Below are 19,648 nucleotides of genomic sequence, written 5' to 3'. Positions count from 1 at the left end.
CGACGCATCGGCCTGTTTGCCGATGCCCGGCCTGCCCGCATGCGGGGCCGGCGGCGGCGTGGCGTCGACCGGCCGGATGCCGGAGACGTCGATCTAGATCGCGTCATCGGCCGCCAGGGGCGCGGCGGACGGCGCATCCTGCGAGGCGCCGGCGGCGAAGCTGGCCACCGCGCGCGCGATCGGCGTGGCTTCGGCCAGCGGCAGCGGATCGGGGTCCGATTCGCCGATCGGGTTCATGCTGATGATGATCGGCTCATCGTCCGTGTCCGGCTCGGCCGGGGCATCGCTGGCGGCCGCTTCGATCTCGTCGTCGGCGGCTTGCTCGTCGTATTCGGGTTCGTCGCCGTGCGCTTCATCGTTGGCGGGCGGGCGCGCCAGGCCCGGCGCGGACAGGGTCGATACCTTGGCGGCGGCGGTGCCCACGCTGCCGGCGATGCCGAACAGGGCGCGGCTGTAGTCGAGGAAGGACTTGACGCTCTCGCGGCTGTGCGCGGTCAGCGCCAGCAGGTCGCGCGGGTCCTTGGCGGCCAGCAGCTGCTGGAAGGCGGCGGTGGACTTTTCAACGCTGGCGCGGGTGGTGCTCAGGTTCAGGGCAATGAGCTTCTCGGTATTTTCGACCGCCTTGCCGGAAAAATGGCGGAAAGCGTCGAACTGGGCTTCGAGCTGGGCCTTGCGTGCTGCGGAAAACTGTTCTGGAAGGTTACTCATCGGGGTTCCTTGGAAGTGTTTTATGACGCGCTGCAATATTGCTAAGTCTATCCATGAATGCCTGCCTTGAAAAGCAGTTTTTCAACCGTGCTCAGGAAAATTTCTTGCATCGCAGCATTTATGTATTTGGCATGACAGCGGCATGGCACTGCGTGTCCGCGCGACCCAAGTGCCGCCAAACTCGCTACAATCGGAAACGGCCCGCGCCAGGGCGATACAGCCGTTCCCAAGGAGCCTTTCGATGGATCTCGTTATCCGCAACGCCAGCCTGCCCGACGGGCGCCTTCAGATCGATATTGCCATCGAGGGCGGACGCATCGCCGCCGTCGGCCCGCGCCTGGCCGTGCGGGGTGCGCACGAGATCGACGCCGAGGGCGACCTGGTCACGCCGCCCTTCGTCGACGCCCACTTCCATATGGACGCCACGCTCAGTTACGGCCTGCCGCGGCTGAACCGCTCCGGCACCCTGCTCGAAGGGATCGCGCTGTGGGGCGAACTGAAACCCGGCCTTACCCAGGATGCATTGGTCGAACGCGCCATGCAGTATTGCGACTGGGCGGTCGCGCGCGGGCTGCTGGCGATCCGCTCGCACGTCGACATTTGCGACGACCGCCTGCTGGCGGTCGAAGCGCTGCTGGAAGTGCGGCGCCGCGTGGCGCCCTATCTCGACCTGCAACTGGTCGCGTTTCCGCAGGACGGGATTTTGCGCAGCGCCAGCGCCTTTGAAAACCTCAAGCGCGCCGTCAAGCTGGGGGTGGACGTGGTGGGCGGGATTCCCCACTTCGAGCGCACCATGAGCGAAGGCGCGGCCTCGGTGCGCCTGCTGTGCGAATACGCGGCCGGGCAGGGACTGCGGGTGGACATGCACTGCGACGAATCGGACGACCCCATGTCGCGCCATATCGAAACGCTGGCCCTCGAGACCGAGCGCCTCGGGATGCAGGGCAGGGTGGCCGGCTCGCACCTGACCTCGATGCACTCGATGGACAACTACTATGTCAGCAAGCTGCTGCCGCTGATCCGCGAGGCGGGTGTGGCGGCGATCGCCAACCCGCTCATTAACATCACTTTGCAGGGCCGCCATGACACCTACCCCAAGCGGCGCGGCATGACGCGCGTGCCGGAACTGATCGCGGCCGGGGTGGACGTCGCCTTCGGCCACGATTGCGCGATGGACCCCTGGTACAGCCTCGGGTCGGGCGACATGCTGGAAGTGGCGCATATGGGCCTGCACGTGGCGCAGATGACGGGACAGGACGCGATGCACCAGTGCTTCCTGGCAGTGACGCAGGTCCCGGCCCGCATCCTCGGGCTGGAAGGCTACGGCATCGCGCCGGGCTGCCACGCCGACCTGGTGCTGCTCGACGCTGCCAGCACGGTCGAAGCGATCCGCCTGCGCGCGGCGCGCCGCATGGTGATCCGGCGCGGCGTGGTGGTGAGCGAAGCGCCGCGCGCGCGCGCCACCCTGAACCTGCCGGATCGCGCGGCCACCATCGATTTCCGACTCCGGCGCTAGGGTGGCGGCTTGACGGGCAGGGCGGCATCGGTGCTACACTCGTCAACGCAAATCTTGTCGAAACATGAACCAGGTGCGACGTTCAACGGGAGGCCGCGTGAGCCGCAATCAGATCCAGACCCAGATCCAGATCCGTCCAGCCGCCGCTACCGACAGCGAGGCGATGTGGACGATTTTCGACGCCGTCATCGGCGCCGGCGAATCCTATCCTTTCGCGCCGGGCACTTCCAGGGCGGCCTGCGCCGACTACTGGTTCAACCCGCGCTCGACCAGCTTCGTCGCCGTTGCCGGGGACGAGCGCGTGCTGGGCATGTACAAGCTGGTGCCGAACCAGATGGACCTGGGCGCGCACGTGGCCAATGCTTCGTACATGGTCAGCCCGGCCGAGCAGGGCGCCGGCGTGGGCACCCTGCTCGGCCGGCACAGCCTGGAAGAAGCGCGCCGCCAGGGCTATCTGGCGATGCAGTTCAACTACGTCATCAGCAGTAACCTGGCCGCCGTCGCGCTGTGGAAAAAGCTTGGCTTCGCGATCATCGGCACCCTGCCCAAATCGTTCCGCCATGCGCGCCTGGGCTATGTGGACGCCTACGTGATGTACCAGCTGCTCAGCGATCCGGCCGGCTGGCCGGCGCCGCTGCTGCGATGAAGATCCTCGATACCGCGCGCCTGGCGCTGCGCACCGTGGAAGCGGCCGATGCGCCGTTCTACCTGGAGGTGGTCAACGATCCCGGCTTCATCGCCAACATCGGCGACCGCGGCATCCGCACGCTGGAGGCGGCGCGCCTGCACATCGAAAACGGTCCGGTGAAGATGCAGGAAACGCTCGGGCATGCGATCTGGCTGGTGGCGCTCAAGGATAGCGGGGTGGCGATCGGCATGTGCGGCCTGATCAAGCGCGACACGCTGCCCGAGGTCGATATCGGCTACGCCTTCCTGCCGGCCTGGCGCGGCCAGGGTTATGCGCTGGAAGCGGCCGAGGGCGTGCTCGCCTATGCGCGCCACACGCTCGGGATGGCGCGCCTGCTGGCAATTACCTCGCCACACAACACCGCATCGAGCGCGCTGCTCGAAAAACTGGGCCTGCGTTTTGAAAAGATTGTCCACCTTACACCGGAAGATACCGGCACCCGGCTATACACGATGGAACTGTGTGCAACTGCCTGAAATACTTGTTCTCAGTTAACGGAAACGTATTTCTTTTTGTCTTTCACGAGTGCATGATGAGCTTGCAGAGCAATCGTCTTTACAGGCGCAACGCAACCATCCCGAGAGAGACCATGAAACTCGCCAACCTCCGAATTGCCGTGCGCCTCGGTGCGCTCGGCGTCTTCTTTTTTGCCGCCTTGCTGCTGGTTGCCCTGGGCGCCTGGTCGGCCTTGTCCAGTGCCAACGCCACCAGTGCGCTGGCGCTGCAGCGCGCCGCGAAACTGACCGACGCGGTCGACATGGCGCGCACTGCCCAGGTCGAATTCAAGATCCAGGTGCAGGAATGGAAGAATATCCTGCTGCGCGGCTCGGACGCGGCCCAGCTGGAAAAGTATACGGCCTCATTTCGCAAGAGTGGCGAGACCGTGCGCGCCGACCTGGTCAAGGTCAATGCCGTGCTCGGCGAACTGGGGATGCGCACGCCCCTGGTCGACGAGGCCATCAAGGCCACCGAGGATCTGAGCAAGAACTACCTGGGCGCGCTGCAAAAATTCGATGGTGCCGATCCGGAGAGCTACAAAACCGTCGATAACCTGGTCAAGGGCATGGATCGCGAGCCGACCCAGAAAATCGATGCCATTGTCGCCTTCATCGGCACCGAATCGCGCGCGCTGACGGTGGCCATGGCCAAGGAGCAGGCCGCCGGCGAACGGCGTGCGACCATCGAACTGCTGGTGATCGTACTGGTCACGGTGGCGGTCGGGGCAGTGATCATGGTCTGGCTGGTGCGCAGCATCACCGGGCCGCTCAACGAAGCGGTCAACATTGCGCGCACGGTGGCCAGCGGCGATCTGTCGACCTCGATTGTGGCGCGCGGCAACGATGAAATCGGCATGCTGCTCAAATCGCTCAAGGATATGCACGACAGCCTGGCCGAGATCGTCGGCAAGGTGCGCGCCGGGACCGATGCGATTGCGTCCGCCTCGAGCGAAATCGCGGATGGCAACCAGGATTTGTCGGCGCGGACCGAAGAGCAGGCCAGTTCGCTCGAAGAAACCGCCTCGGCCATGGAAGAGCTGACCTCGACGGTCAAGCAGAATGGCGAAAACGCCAGCCAGGCGAGCAAGCTGGCCAGCGACGCCTCGGTGGTGGCGGTGCGCGGCGGCGATGCGGTGGCGCAAGTCATCCACACCATGGGCTCGATCAACGAATCGTCCAAAAAAATCGTGGACATTATTGGCGTGATTGATGGCATTGCTTTCCAGACCAATATTCTGGCCTTGAATGCCGCCGTGGAAGCGGCGCGGGCGGGCGAGCAGGGGCGCGGTTTCGCCGTGGTAGCCTCGGAAGTGCGCAACCTGGCACAGCGTTCGGCGGCGGCGGCCAAGGAAATCAAGACCCTGATCGGCGACTCGGTCGACAAGGTCGAAACCGGCAGCAAGCTGGTGGGGCAGGCCGGCAGCACAATGGAAGAAGTGGTGGCCAGCGTGCAGCGGGTCACCGCGATCATTGGCGAGATTGCCGTTGCCAGTGGCGAGCAGAACGTGGGGATCGATCTGATCAACGATGCCATCGGGCAAATGGATGCCGTCACGCAGCAGAACGCGGCGCTGGTGGAGCAAGCGGCCGCGGCGGCGGAAGCGATGAAGCAGCAGGCGGCCAGCCTGGCCGAAGCGGTCAGCATCTTCAAGATCGGCGATCACCACATGGCGGCAGCGCCAGCGGCGCGCGCTGCCCGCCGTAGCGCGCCGACGGCGCGGGCCCCGGCAGCGCGTGCGGCGACCTCGGCCGCCCGTCTGCCCGCCAGCAAACCGGCCGCGGCGCGGCCAGTGCCGGCCGGCGAAAGCGACTGGGAAGAGTTCTAAAACCCCATTGCAACATTTCCTAACCGGGGCCAGACCTCCGACTCGAAACATTTCTTAACTGGAGTCAGAGCTCTGGCTCGCACCATTTTGCTCGCACAGCCGGCGCCGGCCGCAGGTTGTGCTGCATTTACCCCTCGCTACCCCATCACTTCATCGCTGCATCACCGCCTGCTCCTCCTTTTGACATGTTTCGATTCGGAAGTCTTATATCGTGATTTCGCAGTAAATTATGTTTGCGAGCATGTCAGTCTGATAGGTGACCCCGATTAAGAAATGTTTCGAGACAGATCGCTGGTCCGTTTGGACATGTGATTCCCCTAAGGAATGCGTGCGCTTGGGTGTGCCGATTTGCGGGGGGAGGTTTTACTAATTGTGCACGGTTGCTTGTCGAGTATCTATATAATGCGAAGAACATCGCCGCGACCGGGACCGGTCCGCCTATCGCTTTCCCATTCTCAGCCGCACTATCCCTAAAAGGATCCAATGAGCACCGACAAAAGCCCGCAGTTAGCGTTAATTATCACTAAGTATGAAAATGAGCTGCTGGAAGTCTGGCTGTCGGGACTGATGACGCGGATGATCCGGCGCGACAAGAACGCCGAGGCCGAACTACGCCAGCAGGCAGCCCGTTTCCTGCCCTTGCTGGTGCAGGCGCTCGAACGCGGTGCCACCAACGACATCGAAGGCGCCGCCTGGGATGACACGCGCCACATGCTGACCGACATCTCGCAGGCGCGCGTGCGCCAGGGCTTTTCGTCGATCGAGACCGCAAGCTTCATCTTCGCGCTGAAAGAGCCGCTGTTCGCTTACCTGCGCACCGCGCTGGCCGATAATCCGATCCAGCTGGTCGAGCAAACCGCCGCCACCAGCGCGCTGTTCGACCGCCTCGGCCTGTTTACGATCGAGGTGTATCAGAAGGCACGCGAGCAGGTCATCCTGCGCCAGCAGCAGGAACTGCTGGAACTGTCCACGCCGGTGGTGCAGCTGTGGGAAGGCGTGCTGGCGCTGCCGCTGATCGGTACCCTCGACAGCGCCCGCACCCAGGTGGTGATGGAAAACCTGCTGCAGAAAATCGTCGACACCGGCGCCTCGATCGCGATCATCGACATCACCGGCGTGCCGACCGTGGACACCCTGGTGGCCCAGCATCTGCTCAAAACCATCGCCGCCGCGCGCCTGATGGGCGCCGACTGCATCATCAGCGGCATCCGTCCGCAGATCGCCCAGACCATCGTGCACCTCGGCGTGAACCTGGAAGACGTGGTCACCAAGGCCACCCTGGCCGACGCCTTCGTGGTGGCGCTCAAGCGCACCGGCTCGACCATCACCCATCCGCAGAACGCGCGCTAAGCCATGGAACGCATACCGATCCTGAAAATGGGCCGTCTGCTGCTGGTGACGATCCAGGTCGACATGCACGACCGCCTGGCCATGACGCTGCAGGACGACCTGACCGCGCGCATCGTCAAGGAGCGCGCAACGGGCGTGCTGATCGATATCTCGGCGCTCGACATCGTCGATTCCTTTATCGGCCGCATGATCAGCCACACGGCGGCCATGGCCCGGATTCTCGATGCCCGCACGGTGCTGGTGGGGATGCAGCCGGCCGTGGCGATCACGCTGGTGGAGCTGGGCCTGACGCTCGACGGCGTGAGCACCGCCCTGAACGTCGAACGCGGCCTGGCCCTGCTGCAGCAGGAACGGGAATGACCGCCGCGCAGCGGCGGGGCGTGCCGTGAGCGGCGCCGATGGCCTGGTCCACGCGCCGTTGGTCACCGATGAAGATGTGGTCCGCCTGCGCAAGCTGGTGCGCGATGAAATGGTCGCCCTCAAGTTCTCCCTGATCGAACAAACCAAGATGGTCACCGCCGCCAGCGAACTGGCGCGCAATACGCTGCGCTACGGCGGCGGCGGACGCGCCGAACTCGAACTGGTCGAACGCGGCGGCAAGCGCGGCATCAGCGTCAGCTTCATCGATGAGGGACCCGGCATCGCCGACGTCGACCTGGCCCTGACCGACGGCTACACCAGCGGCGGCGGCATGGGCCTGGGCCTGTCCGGCGCGCGCCGCCTGGCCGACGACTTCATCCTCGACAGCGCGCCAGGCAAGGGCACGACCGTCACAATCGCGAAATGGAAGCTGTTTTGAACAGATTAGGCAGGCAAGCGGCGTTTCACGTAGGCGAATTAAGCGAAATCGCATCGGCGCGGCGCGCCGGCAATACGCTGGCGCGCCAGCTGGGGTTCGACGAAACGCGCGCCGGCCAGCTGGCCATCGTGATCACCGAAGCGGCCACCAACATCGTCAAGCATGCCCGCGAAGGCGAGATCCTGCTGCGCGCGCTGCATGCGGGCGAGCGCGCCGGTGTGGAAGTGATCGCGCTCGACCGCGGTCCCGGCATGGCCAATGTGGCGCTGCGCATGGAAGACGGCAATTCCACCGCCGGCACGTACGGCGTGGGACTGGGCGCCATCGGCCGCCTGACGCCCGAATTCGATATCTATTCGGTCGAAGGCCAGGGCACAGTACTGCGCATGACGGTGTGGAGCGGCGCGGCCGGCGCGCCCGTGTCGGACTGGGAAGCGGGCGCGGTATGCCTGCCGATGCCGGGCGAAGACGTGTGCGGCGACGCCTGGGACTTCGGCTTTGCCAAGTGGGGCCTGACCTTCGGTATGGCCGATGGCCTGGGCCACGGCCCGGAAGCGGCGGTCGCGTCCGAGGCGGCGGTCGCGCTGGTGGTCGAACGTGCAGCCGTGGGCGTGTCGGAACTGATGCAGCTGGCGCATGGCGCGCTGCACGGCACCCGCGGCGCCGCGGTGGCCCTGGCCGCAATCGATTGCGACGCTGGCGAACTCACTTTTGCCGGCATCGGCAATATCGCCGGCTGCATCTTCGATGGCAGCGCGCGGCGCCACCTGATGTCGCACAACGGCATCGTCGGCAGCAATCTGCGCAAGGTGCAGACGTTCACCCATCCGTGGGCGCCCGGCGCCATGCTGATCATGCATTCCGACGGCCTGGGAACGCGCTGGGACCTCGATGCCTATCCGGGCCTGGCGTTCCGCCACCCGGGCCTGATCGCGGCGGTGCTGTACCGCGATTTCGCGCGCCAGCGCGACGACGCCAGCGTGCTGGTGGTGCGCGAAAGGGAGCTTGGGTAATGTCGCTGCGCATTCTCAAGATCGCGATCGGCACCGAGCTCGATGTGGTCGGAGCCCGCCAGCGGGCGCGCGAGATCGCGGTGCTGTGCGGCTTCGCCATGCAGGATCAGGTGCGCATCGCCACCTCGGTGTCCGAACTGGCGCGTAACGTCTTCAATTATGCGCATGGCGGCAAGGTCGAGTTTTCGATAGAGGATGCCGACGGCGTGCAGGTGCTGCAAATCCGCATCGACGACCAGGGCCCCGGCATCGCCGACCTCGACCTGGTGCTGTCCGGGCGCTACCAGTCGTCGACCGGCATGGGCCTGGGCATCCTGGGCGCGCGCCGCCTGATGGACCGGTGCGACATCAGCACGGCGCGCGCCAGCGGCACCCAGATCGTGCTGCAAAAGCGCCTTTCCAGCGATGCGCCGCGCATGACGGCGCGCATGGTGGGCGACATGTGCGCCCACCTGAACGCGCAGGCGCCCGATTCGATGCTGGGCGAGGTGCAGCAGCAAAACCAGGAACTGCTCGGCACCCTCGATGAACTGAAGGCGCGCCAGGAGGAGCTGCTGCAGCTGACGCGCGAACTCGAAGAGAACAACCGCGCCGTCAAGGTCCTGTACGCTGAGCTCGACGAGAAGGCTGACCACCTGCGCCACGCCGACCAGATGAAGTCGCGCTTCCTGTCGAACATGAGCCACGAATTTCGCACGCCACTGAGTTCGATCCGGGCCCTGGCCAAGCTGCTGCTGGCGCGCGCCGACGGAGAGCTGTCGGGCGAGCAGGAGAAGCAGGTCAGCTACATTTTGCAGGGCACGGTCGCCATGAACGAGATGGTCGACGACCTTCTCGACCTGGCCAAGATCGAAGCGGGCAAGGTCGATGTGCGGCCCGAGCGCTTTTTGGTGGCCGACATGTTCAGCACCTTGCGCGGCCTGCTGCGACCCTTGCTGCATAGTCCCAACCTGGCACTGACGTTCCAGGAACCGGAAGCGGCGCTGGCGCTGCACAGCGACCAGGGCAAGCTGTCGCAGATCCTGCGCAATTTCATATCGAACGCGATCAAATACACCGAACGGGGTGATATCACGGTCCGGGCGGCGCTTCTGCCGGAGCAGGGTATGATGCACTTCAGCGTGTCCGATACCGGGCTCGGAATCGCCGAGTCGGACCAGGCACTCATTTTCGAGGAGTTCAGCCAGATCGAAAACCGCTTGCAGACGCGCGTCAAGGGAACGGGCCTGGGCTTGCCGCTGTGCCGTAATCTGGCTGGCCTGCTGGGCGGGTCGGTCGGCGTCGACAGCGTGCCGGGCGCCGGTTCCGTATTCTGGGTATCGATCCCGCTCACCTACACGGCAGAGGGAGGCAATGCCGCCGTACCGCCGTATTCCTATTAACCGGATTGAGGTCCACCATGCAGTCCATGCCATTTGCCGATTCCCTGATCCTCAACGTCGACGACAGCGAAGGAGCGCGCTACGCCAAGTCGCGCATCCTCACACGTGCCGGTTTCACGGTGATCGAGGCCGCCGACGGCAACTCGGCCCTGTTGCGCGCGCGAGAAGACAAGCCCGACCTGGTTCTGCTCGACGTCAAGCTGCCCGACATTAACGGTTTCGAAGTGTGCCGCCTGCTCAAGTCCGACCCCGAAACGCGCGCCGTGCTGGTGCTGCAAACGTCGGCCTCGTACATTGGCGTGGCCGACAAGATCAGGGCGCTCGAAGGCGGCGCCGATAATTATCTGTTCGAGCCGATCGAGCCGGAAGAGCTGGTCGCCAACGTCAAGGCGCTGCTCCGGCTGGGCAAGGTCGAACGCGAACTGCGCGATGTCGACCGCCGCAAGGACGAATTCCTGGCCACGCTGGCGCATGAACTACGCAATCCCCTGGGGCCGATCCGCAATGCGGTCGAGCTGCTGTGCCGCCTCGACCCGAACGTGCCGGAGCGCCAGGACAAGGCACGCCAGACCATCCTGCGCCATACCGGCCACCTGGTGCGGCTGGTGGAAGACCTGCTCGACGTGGCCCGTATTTCGCAGGGCAAGATCACGCTGCACGAAGAGCGCGTGGAACTGCGGACCTTTATCGGCAGCGCGCGCGAGTCGGTGACGCACATCGCCGAAAGCCGCAACCAGGCGTTCGAAGTGAGGCTGCCGGCGCACGAGGTGTGGCTCAGCGGCGACCATGTGCGGTTGGCGCAAATCGTCGGCAACCTGCTGCACAATGCCTTCAAGTTCACGCCGCCGGGTGGAGTCGTCAAGCTCTCGGCCGACGTGATCGGACAGGAAATCCTTATCCGCATTGCGGACAACGGCATCGGCATTGACGCCACCAAGCTCGATTACATTTTCGATCTGTTTGCACAGGATGGCTTTACGCCGGACCGGGTGCAGGACGGCCTGGGCATCGGCCTGTCGCTGGTGCGCACCCTCGTTGCCCTGCACCACGGAACCGTCAGCGCCTCCAGCGCCGGGGTAGGACAGGGCAGCGTGTTCGCGGTGCGCCTGCCGATCGACGCTATCGGCAGCGCTGACGTTGGCGCCGCCGTGCCGGGCGCCGATGACGCCAGCGCTGCGCGCATCCTGGTGGTGGACGATAACGTCGACGCGGCCGACATGCTGGCCGAGCTGCTCGGCATCAGCGGCCATGATGTGACGGTGGCGTACAACGGACAGCAGGCGCTCGACCGCGCGGCCGAGTTCAGGCCGACCTATGTATTTCTCGATATCGGCTTGCCCGACATGAGCGGCTACGAGGTAGCGACTAAAATGCGCGTACTGCCTGGCATGGACGACGCGGTGCTGGTGGCCCTGACCGGCTATGGCCAGGCGCGCGATCGCGAGCAGGCGATGGAGGCCGGCTTCGATGACCATATCGTCAAGCCGATCGATTTCGCCAAGGTTACCTCGCTCGACCTGCAGCGCCGCAAGCGCTGACCGCCAGCTGCCTGGTCGCTTACTGCCAGGGGAAGAACCACGCGAGCGGCTTGTCGACGCGCGCCGCCCACGATTTTTCGTTGTGGGTTGCGCCTTCGGCCACGTGGTAAAACAGGTCGGCGTCCTGGCGGTAGCCCTGTTTGAGCATCGCGTCGCGCATCTTGACGGTATCTTCAAGGCCATCCTTGACGGTGCCGGCATCGAGGTAGAACCTGACCGGCAGGCGTGGCGGCAGGCTGGTGACGAATTCCTGTTTGTTCCACCAGAACGAACCGGACACCGACGCCGCCTTTGAAAACACCGCCGCATTTTTCTGGGCGATCCAGATCGATGCGATACCTCCCAGGGAGGAGCCCATGATGGCGGTCGATTCCTTTCCCGGCATGGTGCGCAGCGTGCTGTCGATATACGGCTTGACTGTGTCGACCACGAAGCGCTGATAGGTGTCGAGCTGGCCGCCGCCGTACTGCGGGTCGCAGCAAGTCGTGTATTCGGCGATGCGTTCCGGCGTATTGTCGATGCCGACCACGATGATCTCTTCCATGATGCCGGTGGCGACCAGCCGGTTCACCGTTTCGTCCACACCCCATTCGACACCAAAGGCGGCGGTTTTTGCGTCGAACAGGTTCTGGCCGTCGTGCATGTACAGCACGGGATAGCGCTTGGCCCGATTTTCATCGTAACTGGGCGGCAGGTAGACGCGCAGATTGCGGCTGTTCTTGAGCTGGGGCGAGGCGAAGCCGGGAATGATTTTCACCTTGCCGAACGGCGCACCAAAAAAAGGATAGATGTCGCGCGTGCTGCCGGCGGCGAGCTTGTAGGTGCCGCCGATGGCGACTTTTTCGTCACCGAGGGCGGGCTTCATGACGACGTCGCCCAGGTCGTCGGGCCAGGTATAGGTCCATACCTTGCCGTCGTCGCTCTTGGCCGCTGCGCCCTTCGACCAGGACATCGGTCCCTTGTCGCCACGGATGGTGACCCCATCCTTCGGGCTCTCGTAATGGACGCGCACCGTGGTGGCGCCCGCGGCCAGCGGCAGCAGGCTTGCTGCGGCCAGCGTAACTCGTGCCAGTGTCATTGCGTTTTCCTTTTTTACTTCAGGCGCAGCAGCCGCGCGCCGTACACATCGAACTTGTTGGACGGGCCTTTGGCGCCACCGGCCGCGCTGAAGGTGCTGTTACTTTGCAGGTAGCTCATATTATAGAAGTCGCTCATCTCCAGCGAGTACCGGCCCGGCTTGAGGCGGGTCCGCAAGGGCGTCGACATCACCGGTGGCGTGCCGGTCTTGTCGATGCGCGCATGCGGCAGCTGCACCACGCCCTGCGCCGCAATCCGGCCGGAGGCGTCTTTCAGGACCAGCCATTTTACGCCGCCGCTGATGCCAAGGTTGATCTGGTTGGCGCGATTATGGTAGCGCACCTGCACGCCGTACTCGCCGCCCTGTGCGACCCGGATCGCGCCGAAACGCAGGCGCTCGCCCGGCTTGCCCCAGTCCTTCAGCGGTAGCTGCGCCAGGCCGGCGCCGCTCAGGGGGACCTCGATCACCGTGCCGGTGCAGTGCGGCACGCTGTGGTGGCTGCGATTGCCCGAAGCGGCAAACTGCGCCTCGACAGCGTAGCACGCGGCCGCCGGCGCAGCGCGGTCGCTCCAGGCGCCGGCGGCGCCGCTGGCGGCAGCCAGCTTGCCGTCGCGGTAGACGTTGTACACGGTGCCGGCGCCATTGCCGTTCGCATCGATCCGCAACGTGGCCGCCTTGGTGCCCTTGGCGATGCCCGGTTCGCGCGGTCCGAAAACGTCGGGCCCTTCGGCGTAGGGCGCCGCGCCGACGCGGCGAATCTGCTGATCGCCCTTTTGCAGTGCCCCGAGCACGATATCGATGGTGGCGTTGTCGGGCAGTTGCTGCCACGTGAGCGACGCCGCTGCCGGCACGCCGCCGATGGCGATGCTCTTGACCGGATAGTAGCCCTCTTCGTTGCTGGCGGCAGGCAGCGCGATCCGGACATTCATGCGCTTGCCGCGCAGGGTCAGGTTATTGAGGGTGATGACGGAGGCTGCGCCAAACGTCTCGCGCCGCAGCTTGGCGGTGATGAAGGGACGTACATCGATGCCGCTGCCTGTCACGCTGATGCCGAACACGTTCCCGATCACCATGCCAAGGTAGCCGCCGACCGACCACAGTTGCCGCTTCGAGTTGATCACGGGGCCGATCAGCGCCGGCTGCTGTTCATCGAGCAGCAGCGGCTGGCCGGAGATCCACTCCAGGTTCTCCATGTTCGACAGGTTCAGCGCGGCGCCGCGCATCAGCGTGTCGTATGCGGCGTCAGCCACGCTGACGTTGGCGCGCAGGCTGGCGGCCTTGAGGCCGTAGGAGGTGACGAACGGCCAGATGGCGCGGTTGTGGTACACCGGCATGCCTTGCTGCTGCGGGTAGATCACGGGTGCGCCCATCGGCCCGTGCGGATAGCTGGCCAGGATGCGGCGCGCGCGTTCGCCGTCGGCCACGCCGGTGACGATGGCCAGCGCTTGTCCGAGCCAGTCGAATTTATGCATCGGTGCGCCGTCGAAGTGGGGCGCGCTCAAGCTGCTGTACATGCCGGCGTCTTCAAGCCAGAGTCGCTCGTTGATGCTGCGCTTGAGCGCCGTGGCCCAGGCGCCATATCTGGCCGACCGTGCGCGGTCGCCGCTGTCATGCGCCAGCGATGCGGCCAGGGCCAGCGCCTTGTAGTGAAGGACGTTGGTCGACAGGGCTTTCGAGCTGGCCAGCGAGGCCAGGTCGCCCACGATCCAGGCGGCGTAGCTCTGGTCGCGCCAGTCGAGAAAGGATTGTTCGCCCATGTACAGGCCGGAGGCGGCGTCGAACGCGGCCAGGCGGTCGTTTTCCAGGGTATTGACCAGCGCTTTCAGGGCGCGCTCCGCGAACGGTGCGCGCTGCGCCGGCGGCAAATTATTAAGTGCCGCTTCGGCGCCGAGTACCCAGGCCACGCGGTCGGTGCTGACCGGCCAGCTGCCGCCGCTGCCGGTGTCCTGGATGATCTGCAGGCCATCGGCGCTGCCCGCCACCTGCGGCGCGCGCGTGATGCCGGGCCGGTAGCCGGACAGCTTGAAGTCGAGCGAGTTGCGCACCCGCTCCGGGTCGAGCATCGCCAGCCCCAGGTCGGCCGCGTACGACAGGTCGCGTGTCCAGACGTAGTGCCATTTTTCGCCTGTTTCGAAGCAGTCGCAGTCGATGGCGCTGGCGCCGTTGTAGTTGCCATCCTTGATCTGCGCGACCGCGTTCTGCTTCATTTCATCGAGCGCCAGTGCGAACAGCGCGTCGAAGGCGAGGCTGCCGCTGCGCACCGTGGGCTGGCCTGCGGCCTCTCGATAGGTGGCCGATTGCGGGCCGGGGTCGCGCAGCGGCATCGTGGTCGATTGGGTGTAGCTACGCAGCGCCGCATCCGCGTCCGGCGTCGAGTAGCGCACCGTGGCAGTGGCGCCATCGATGATGCGGTATTCGCTGGTGCTGCCGACCGCGTGGCCCTGGTGTGGATCGACCGTGCTGGCTTCTGGCGTGCCGGTCCGCGCCACGCGCAGCAGCGGCGCCGCCAGGTCGGAAGCGTCGATGGAAAAGCGCCAGATCGAGGTCTTTTTGACGAACAGGTAGTCCTCGGGACCGGGCCGGGGTTGCATCTTGTAGCTTGCACCGGCGGCGACGGTGACGCTGGCGCTTGGGTCGATCACCCATTCGGCCGACCAGTCCTTGCTGCCGACCTTGAAGCCGTGGTAGCCCGGGCTGACCAGGATCTCCGCTTCGTACACGCCATTGCCCTTGTAGGCCAGCGGGTGGTCAAGGCCCCAGCCATTGAAGCCGCCGCGCAGGTACATGGGCGCGGCCAGCGTGCCGCTGCCAGCGATGCTGGCGGCGCTGGCCGAGAACAGGACGGCGGCGAGCAGGTGGGTGGTCTTGAACATCAGCGGTATTTCTTCCGTTCGACGATGCCCTTCAAGGCATCCTTCGATTTGAGCATGGGGAAGTCATCGGTGCGGTAGCGCCTGGGCGTCTGGAAAACGAGTTCGCCGATCTCGCTGGCATAGCTGGCCTGGCGCTGGCGCACCGCGAGCGGCTTGCCGTTGACCGTGGCCTTGCCGCCACCCGTCATCAGCAGGGCCGGCTTGCCGGGAGCGAGTTCAAACGCGAGCTGCGAGCGGCTCTTGTCGTCGTTCAGGAAGTTGAACGACACCCTGCGCGGCGCGCCGCCGTTCAGGCGCAGCTTCCAGTGCTGCTGCTTGCCCACGCGGCGGAAATCGACCTCGATGCTGTCGGCCGCGCCGAACGGCAGGGCCGCGTAAAAATCGCTCCATGCTGCGGGGATCGCCGGCGTGAAGGCCAGCATGTTGTCGAGCAGGCGTGGCCGAAAGCCCACGTAGTCCTGGTAGCCGTTGCGCGCATACTCGGCCACGCTCCATGACTGCGCATAGGTGCCGGATGGTTTGAGCTTGCCGTCGTCGCCGGGCAGGGCGTCGAGCAGTTCGCTCATGTTCCCCAGTGTGCCGAGGCCGAGGATTTGCTGGCCCAGGTTTTGGCTCAACTTCCAGGCCAGATCCTGGTAGCCGAACTTGTTCAGCGCCGTGACCGTGAAGCCGGCATTCCAGCCCCAGATTGTGCCTTGGTGGTAGGCCGCATCCTTGTGGTGAAAGGCCGGGTTTTCATGGCGCGGATGGAAGTAGGGATCGTTCTGGCTCAGCGAAGCAATGCCGTAGGGGTAGAGCAGCTCGGACACCGCGTTGCGCGTCACGCGCGCCTGCACCTTGGACGGAATGAAGTCGTCGAACGGAATGGACACCAGCATCAGCTGGTTGGGGCGGATCTTGGTATCGCGGCTGGCGTCGTCGCGCAGGCGGTCGGCCATGACGCTGCCATCCCAGTACAGCTTGAGGAAGCTGCGCTGCGCCTTGGCGGCCAGTGCGTTCCACTGGCGCGCGCGGGCCTGGTCGCCGGCCTGCGTGGCCAGCCAGGCGCCGGTCTTGAGGGCGGTATGCCACAGGGCCTGGATTTCGACGGCGCGCGGGCCGCGTGCGGACCACGGGTCCTTGTTGTCGATGCGCGCGTCCATCCAGGTGTCGGCCGAATCGTGCGCGAGCAGGCCGTCCTGGTCGGCGTAGTTGGCGAGGGCGCCGTCGAAGTAGGGCAGGGCGAGCTGGTACATCTTGCGCGCAAAGGCCTTGTCGCCGGTGTACTGGATGTACTCGAAGGCTTCGCGCAGCATCCACGGCGTGCCGTCGACAGTGTTGTAGATGATGCGCTCGCCGGCCGCGACGCGGTTGGGAATGCGGCCGTACTCCGTGTCGCGCGGCTCGCTCAGGTTCTGGTAGCGCGCGAAGTTCGACAGCACGGCTTTGGCTTCGTCGAATTGGCCCGATACCAGCAAGGTGCCGGGCAGCGCGATGAAGGTATCGCGGCCCCAGTTGTCGCGGAACCAAGGCAGGCCGGCCCAGATGCCGGTGCCGAATTCCTCGACCACGAACATGCGGCTGGCGGCCTTGGCCCAGTTGAGCGCCTTGTTGTATTCGGCGTCGCTGGTGGACAGGTAGCTTTTGGTCAGCGCTTCATATAGTGCCTTGCGTTCGGCGTCGATCGGCTCAAGCTTGACCTGCGCCAGTGCGCGTTCGCTGGCCTGGGCTGCGGTGTCGCCGAAGGCCACGACCACCGTCATGTCACGCACCGCTTGCGCGCTGCGCAGGGTCAGGCCGTCGCCCAGAACGAAGGGGCGGTTGACGGCGAGGGCGGTGAAAAGACCCGTGGCATCGGCTGGCGCAACGACGATAACGTCGCCGTCGCGGCGGATGGCGCCGGGCGCCTTGAGCAGCGAGTGCACGGTCAGCTCGGCATCGGCCGGGTTGGTCAGCCGGATCGCGAGCGCGTGCTTTTTCGACAGCAGCGCCATTTCCTCGATGGCGCCGCCGGCGTGGCGCACCCGGTGGCCGTAAGGGAGAACCTGTTCGCTGGAGCGTGTGCGGTCGTTGGGCGTGCCGTTTACAAACGTGGCGTAGCCTTCGAACACGGAGGCATTCCTGATCGTGTAGCCGGCACCTCTGTCATGGCTCTGGGTGTAGCCCTCGAAGTAGCCCGCCAGGTTGTCGCCCACCACGAACTGCGATTGCTGGCCCGGTGGGACGCTGATCGCCATGGCGTCGAAAAAGGCGTCCACGCCAGGCTTGCCGGCAGTCGCGGTGATTGGCATGGTGACTGCGGCCGCCAGTGCGATCAGGTACTTCATTCAATCTCCAGGATCAAGGCCGAACGCGCCGGCAGGGTCAGCGTGCTTGCAAAGGCATGGGTGGCGCCGGTGATCGCGTCGACGCCGCTTTTGGCGCCCTTGAGCATTTCGTCAAAGCGCTCTAACGGCAGCACTGCATCCTTGCCGCCTTTGTTCAGCGCCACCATGACCTTGTTCTTGCCGTCGTAGCGGAAGTAGACGTACGTGCCGTTCTCGGCGCCGTAATGCATGGTCTTCCCGTGGTGGATGACGCTGCGCGACTTGCGCCAGTTGACCAGCTTCTTGACGAAGGCCTGGGCCTCGCGCTGCTGCGCGTTCAGTCCTTCGCCGGTAAAGGCGCTGGCCGCATCGGCGCGCCAGCCCCCGGGGAAGTCCTGGCGGAAGCTGGCGTCGTCGCGGATTTTGGTTTCGCTGGTCATGAGCACCTCGGTGCCGTAGTAGAACTGAGGTATGCGCGGCAAGGTCATGAGCATGGCGAGGCTCATCTTGTACAGCTTGAGGTCTTCGCCGACCACGCTGAAGGTGCGCGCGATGTCATGGTTACCCTCGAACAGCACCAGATTGCCGGGGTCCGGATACAGGTGGTCTTGCGAGAGCATTTCGTAGACGTCGGTGAAGCCCGGTGCCGGATCGGTGGCGGCGAGGGTGGCGCGGATGGTCTCGGCCAGCGGAAAGTCCATCAGGCTGGGAAGGTAGCTGATGTAGCCGTCGAAGTTGACTTTGCCGCGCTGCCAGTGCGACACCACCGCCGGCGACTTGTGCCATTCCTCGCCCACCAGGTTCAGGTTGGGGTATTCGGCCATCAGGCGCCGCGTGTACTCGGTGAGGAAGGCGCTGTCGGAGTAGCCGTAGGTGTCGATGCGCAGGCCCGACAAGCCGGCGTACTCGATCCACCAGATGTTGTTCTGAATGAGGTAGTTGGCCACCAGCGGGTTGGCCTGGTTCAGGTCCGGCATGCTGCTGGCGAACCAGCCCTTGGTGAAGTTGGCGCGGTCCTGCTGCGATCCGTACGGGTCCTGCACCGATACGCGATGGTGCTGGGTGGGCGTGAACGTGCCGCCGTTGGTGGTCCAGTCGGGGCTTGGCAGGTCCTTCATCCACCAGTGGTGGCTGCCGATATGCGACAGCACCACATCCTGGATGATGCCGATGCCTTTCTTGCGCGCCTGCGCCGAGAGCCGGCGGTAGTCCTCGTTGCTGCCGTAGCGCGGGTCGATGCGGTAATGGTTGGTGGCCGCGTAGCCGTGGTAGGAGTAGGCGGGCATGTCGTTTTCGACCAGCGGCGTGGGCCAGATCTGGGTGAAGCCCATGGCCGCGATGTAGTCCAGATGGTCGGCCACGCCGCGCAGGTCGCCGCCGTGGCGCGCGGTGCCCGAGGCGCGGTTGGCCTGGTCGGCCATGCGGGGGACGTTGTCGTTGGCCGGGTCGCCGTTGGCGAAGCGGTCGGGCATGATCTGGTAGATGGCGTCCTTGCTGCCGAAGCCCTGGCGCTCTGCCGAACCGGCGTCGCGCGCCTGCAGTTGGTAGGGGTAGCGGATGGTGCGGGCGCCCTCCTTGAACAGAATGTCGAATGTGCCCGGTCTGGCGTCAGGCCCGATCATCAGGTCAATGAAGAGGTAGTTGCGGTTCGCGACCTGGGTGACCGCGTCGATGCGCACGCCCGGGTGGTCGATGGCGGGGCGGGTGTCGGCGATGCGCTCCCCGTGGACCATCAGCTGGAGTTTGTTGTGCCGCATCCCGGTCCACCAGGAGGGCGGTTCGAGGTGGGAAATGCGTGCGGCCGGCAGGGATGCGGCGCCGGCAAGCGCGGCGGCACTTCCCAAGGCAGCAACGGCAAATAGTCGGAGTAGGGGCGTGCGGCTTCCTGCTGGGGTCATGCGGTCTCCAATGTGTCAGGGATGACTGTCTGTGCAGTTGCGTAGTATGGCTACATGGTCTTGTTGTCGATAAAGCATACTACAGAAGAGGATGGCTATCAAACGCCATGGTCGGGCTGCGATCAGTCGGCTTTGTGGGTGCTAGTTTAGCTACATGGCCTGTCAATACTCTATTTGCTGCGTCGCAGAGATCGTCA

Annotated in this window: 15 protein-coding genes; 10 read left to right on the top strand and 5 right to left on the bottom strand. The window is 65.1% G+C overall.

The window, feature by feature from the left end:
- Positions 1-93 precede the first annotated feature (93 nt).
- Positions 94-708, bottom strand: a complete 615-nt coding sequence (locus RBA40_RS21925; protein WP_306649928.1) for a phasin family protein — start codon at positions 706-708, stop codon at positions 94-96.
- Positions 709-949: 241 nt separating this feature from the next.
- Here RBA40_RS21925 and RBA40_RS21920 point away from each other — a divergent pair, with 241 nt between their 5' ends.
- From RBA40_RS21920 to RBA40_RS21875, 10 genes are all read left to right on the top strand, one after another.
- A complete protein-coding gene (locus tag RBA40_RS21920) occupies positions 950-2,224 on the top strand; it encodes an amidohydrolase family protein (protein ID WP_306649926.1) in 1,275 nt (424 codons plus the stop codon).
- A 97-nt stretch (positions 2,225-2,321) separates the two neighbouring features.
- The gene (locus tag RBA40_RS21915; protein WP_306649924.1) at positions 2,322-2,870 is read left to right on the top strand and encodes a GNAT family N-acetyltransferase; all 549 of its coding nucleotides are present in this window, start codon (positions 2,322-2,324) and stop codon (positions 2,868-2,870) included.
- Positions 2,867-3,388, top strand: a complete 522-nt coding sequence (locus RBA40_RS21910) for a GNAT family N-acetyltransferase (RefSeq protein ID WP_306649922.1) — start codon at positions 2,867-2,869, stop codon at positions 3,386-3,388. The genes RBA40_RS21915 and RBA40_RS21910 overlap by 4 nt, the downstream gene beginning before the upstream one ends.
- A 113-nt stretch (positions 3,389-3,501) precedes the next feature.
- On the top strand, positions 3,502-5,235 hold the full coding sequence (locus RBA40_RS21905; RefSeq protein ID WP_306649920.1) for a methyl-accepting chemotaxis protein: 1,734 nt from the start codon (positions 3,502-3,504) through the stop codon (positions 5,233-5,235).
- Between the two features lie 483 nt (positions 5,236-5,718).
- Complete coding sequence (locus RBA40_RS21900; protein ID WP_099875417.1) at positions 5,719-6,585, top strand: STAS domain-containing protein; 867 nt, start codon at positions 5,719-5,721, stop codon at positions 6,583-6,585.
- 3 nt (positions 6,586-6,588) lie between these two features.
- Positions 6,589-6,945 (top strand): STAS domain-containing protein, encoded by a 357-nt coding sequence (locus RBA40_RS21895; RefSeq protein WP_306649919.1) that lies wholly within the window; start codon positions 6,589-6,591, stop codon positions 6,943-6,945.
- Positions 6,946-6,970: 25 nt separating this feature from the next.
- Positions 6,971-7,384 carry an anti-sigma regulatory factor gene (locus tag RBA40_RS21890; RefSeq protein WP_306649917.1) on the top strand — a complete coding sequence of 138 codons (414 nt, stop codon included), beginning with the start codon at positions 6,971-6,973 and terminating at the stop codon, positions 7,382-7,384.
- Entirely contained in the window at positions 7,381-8,397 is a 1,017-nt protein-coding gene (locus RBA40_RS21885) for an ATP-binding SpoIIE family protein phosphatase (protein WP_306649915.1), read from the top strand. The genes RBA40_RS21890 and RBA40_RS21885 overlap by 4 nt, the downstream gene beginning before the upstream one ends.
- Entirely contained in the window at positions 8,397-9,779 is a 1,383-nt protein-coding gene (locus tag RBA40_RS21880; protein ID WP_306649914.1) for an ATP-binding protein, read from the top strand. The genes RBA40_RS21885 and RBA40_RS21880 overlap by 1 nt, the downstream gene beginning before the upstream one ends.
- 17 nt (positions 9,780-9,796) lie before the next feature.
- Entirely contained in the window at positions 9,797-11,317 is a 1,521-nt protein-coding gene (locus tag RBA40_RS21875) for an ATP-binding response regulator (protein ID WP_306649912.1), read from the top strand.
- 19 nt (positions 11,318-11,336) lie between these two features.
- On the opposite strand, the gene RBA40_RS21870 is transcribed toward RBA40_RS21875, so the two are convergent.
- From RBA40_RS21870 to RBA40_RS21855, 4 genes are read right to left on the bottom strand one after another with little or no spacing between them, the layout of a single operon-like run.
- Positions 11,337-12,395: an alpha/beta hydrolase gene (locus RBA40_RS21870; RefSeq protein WP_306649911.1), complete on the bottom strand. Its 1,059-nt coding sequence runs from the start codon at positions 12,393-12,395 to the stop codon at positions 11,337-11,339.
- Positions 12,396-12,409: 14 nt separating this feature from the next.
- Positions 12,410-15,268: an early set domain-containing protein gene (locus RBA40_RS21865; protein WP_306649910.1), complete on the bottom strand. Its 2,859-nt coding sequence runs from the start codon at positions 15,266-15,268 to the stop codon at positions 12,410-12,412.
- Positions 15,268-17,574 (bottom strand): amylo-alpha-1,6-glucosidase, encoded by a 2,307-nt coding sequence (locus tag RBA40_RS21860; RefSeq protein ID WP_306649908.1) that lies wholly within the window; start codon positions 17,572-17,574, stop codon positions 15,268-15,270. Before RBA40_RS21860 ends, RBA40_RS21865 begins: the two co-directional genes overlap by 1 nt.
- Entirely contained in the window at positions 17,571-19,451 is a 1,881-nt protein-coding gene (locus tag RBA40_RS21855) for a glycoside hydrolase family 13 protein (protein ID WP_306649906.1), read from the bottom strand. Before RBA40_RS21855 ends, RBA40_RS21860 begins: the two co-directional genes overlap by 4 nt.
- Between the last annotated feature and the right edge of the window lie 197 nt (positions 19,452-19,648).

It is taken from the genome of Massilia pseudoviolaceinigra, from assembly GCF_030846505.1.
Classification (GTDB): domain Bacteria; phylum Pseudomonadota; class Gammaproteobacteria; order Burkholderiales; family Burkholderiaceae_D; genus Telluria_A; species Telluria_A violaceinigra.
This window is presented reverse-complemented; position numbering and strand designations above follow the sequence as displayed.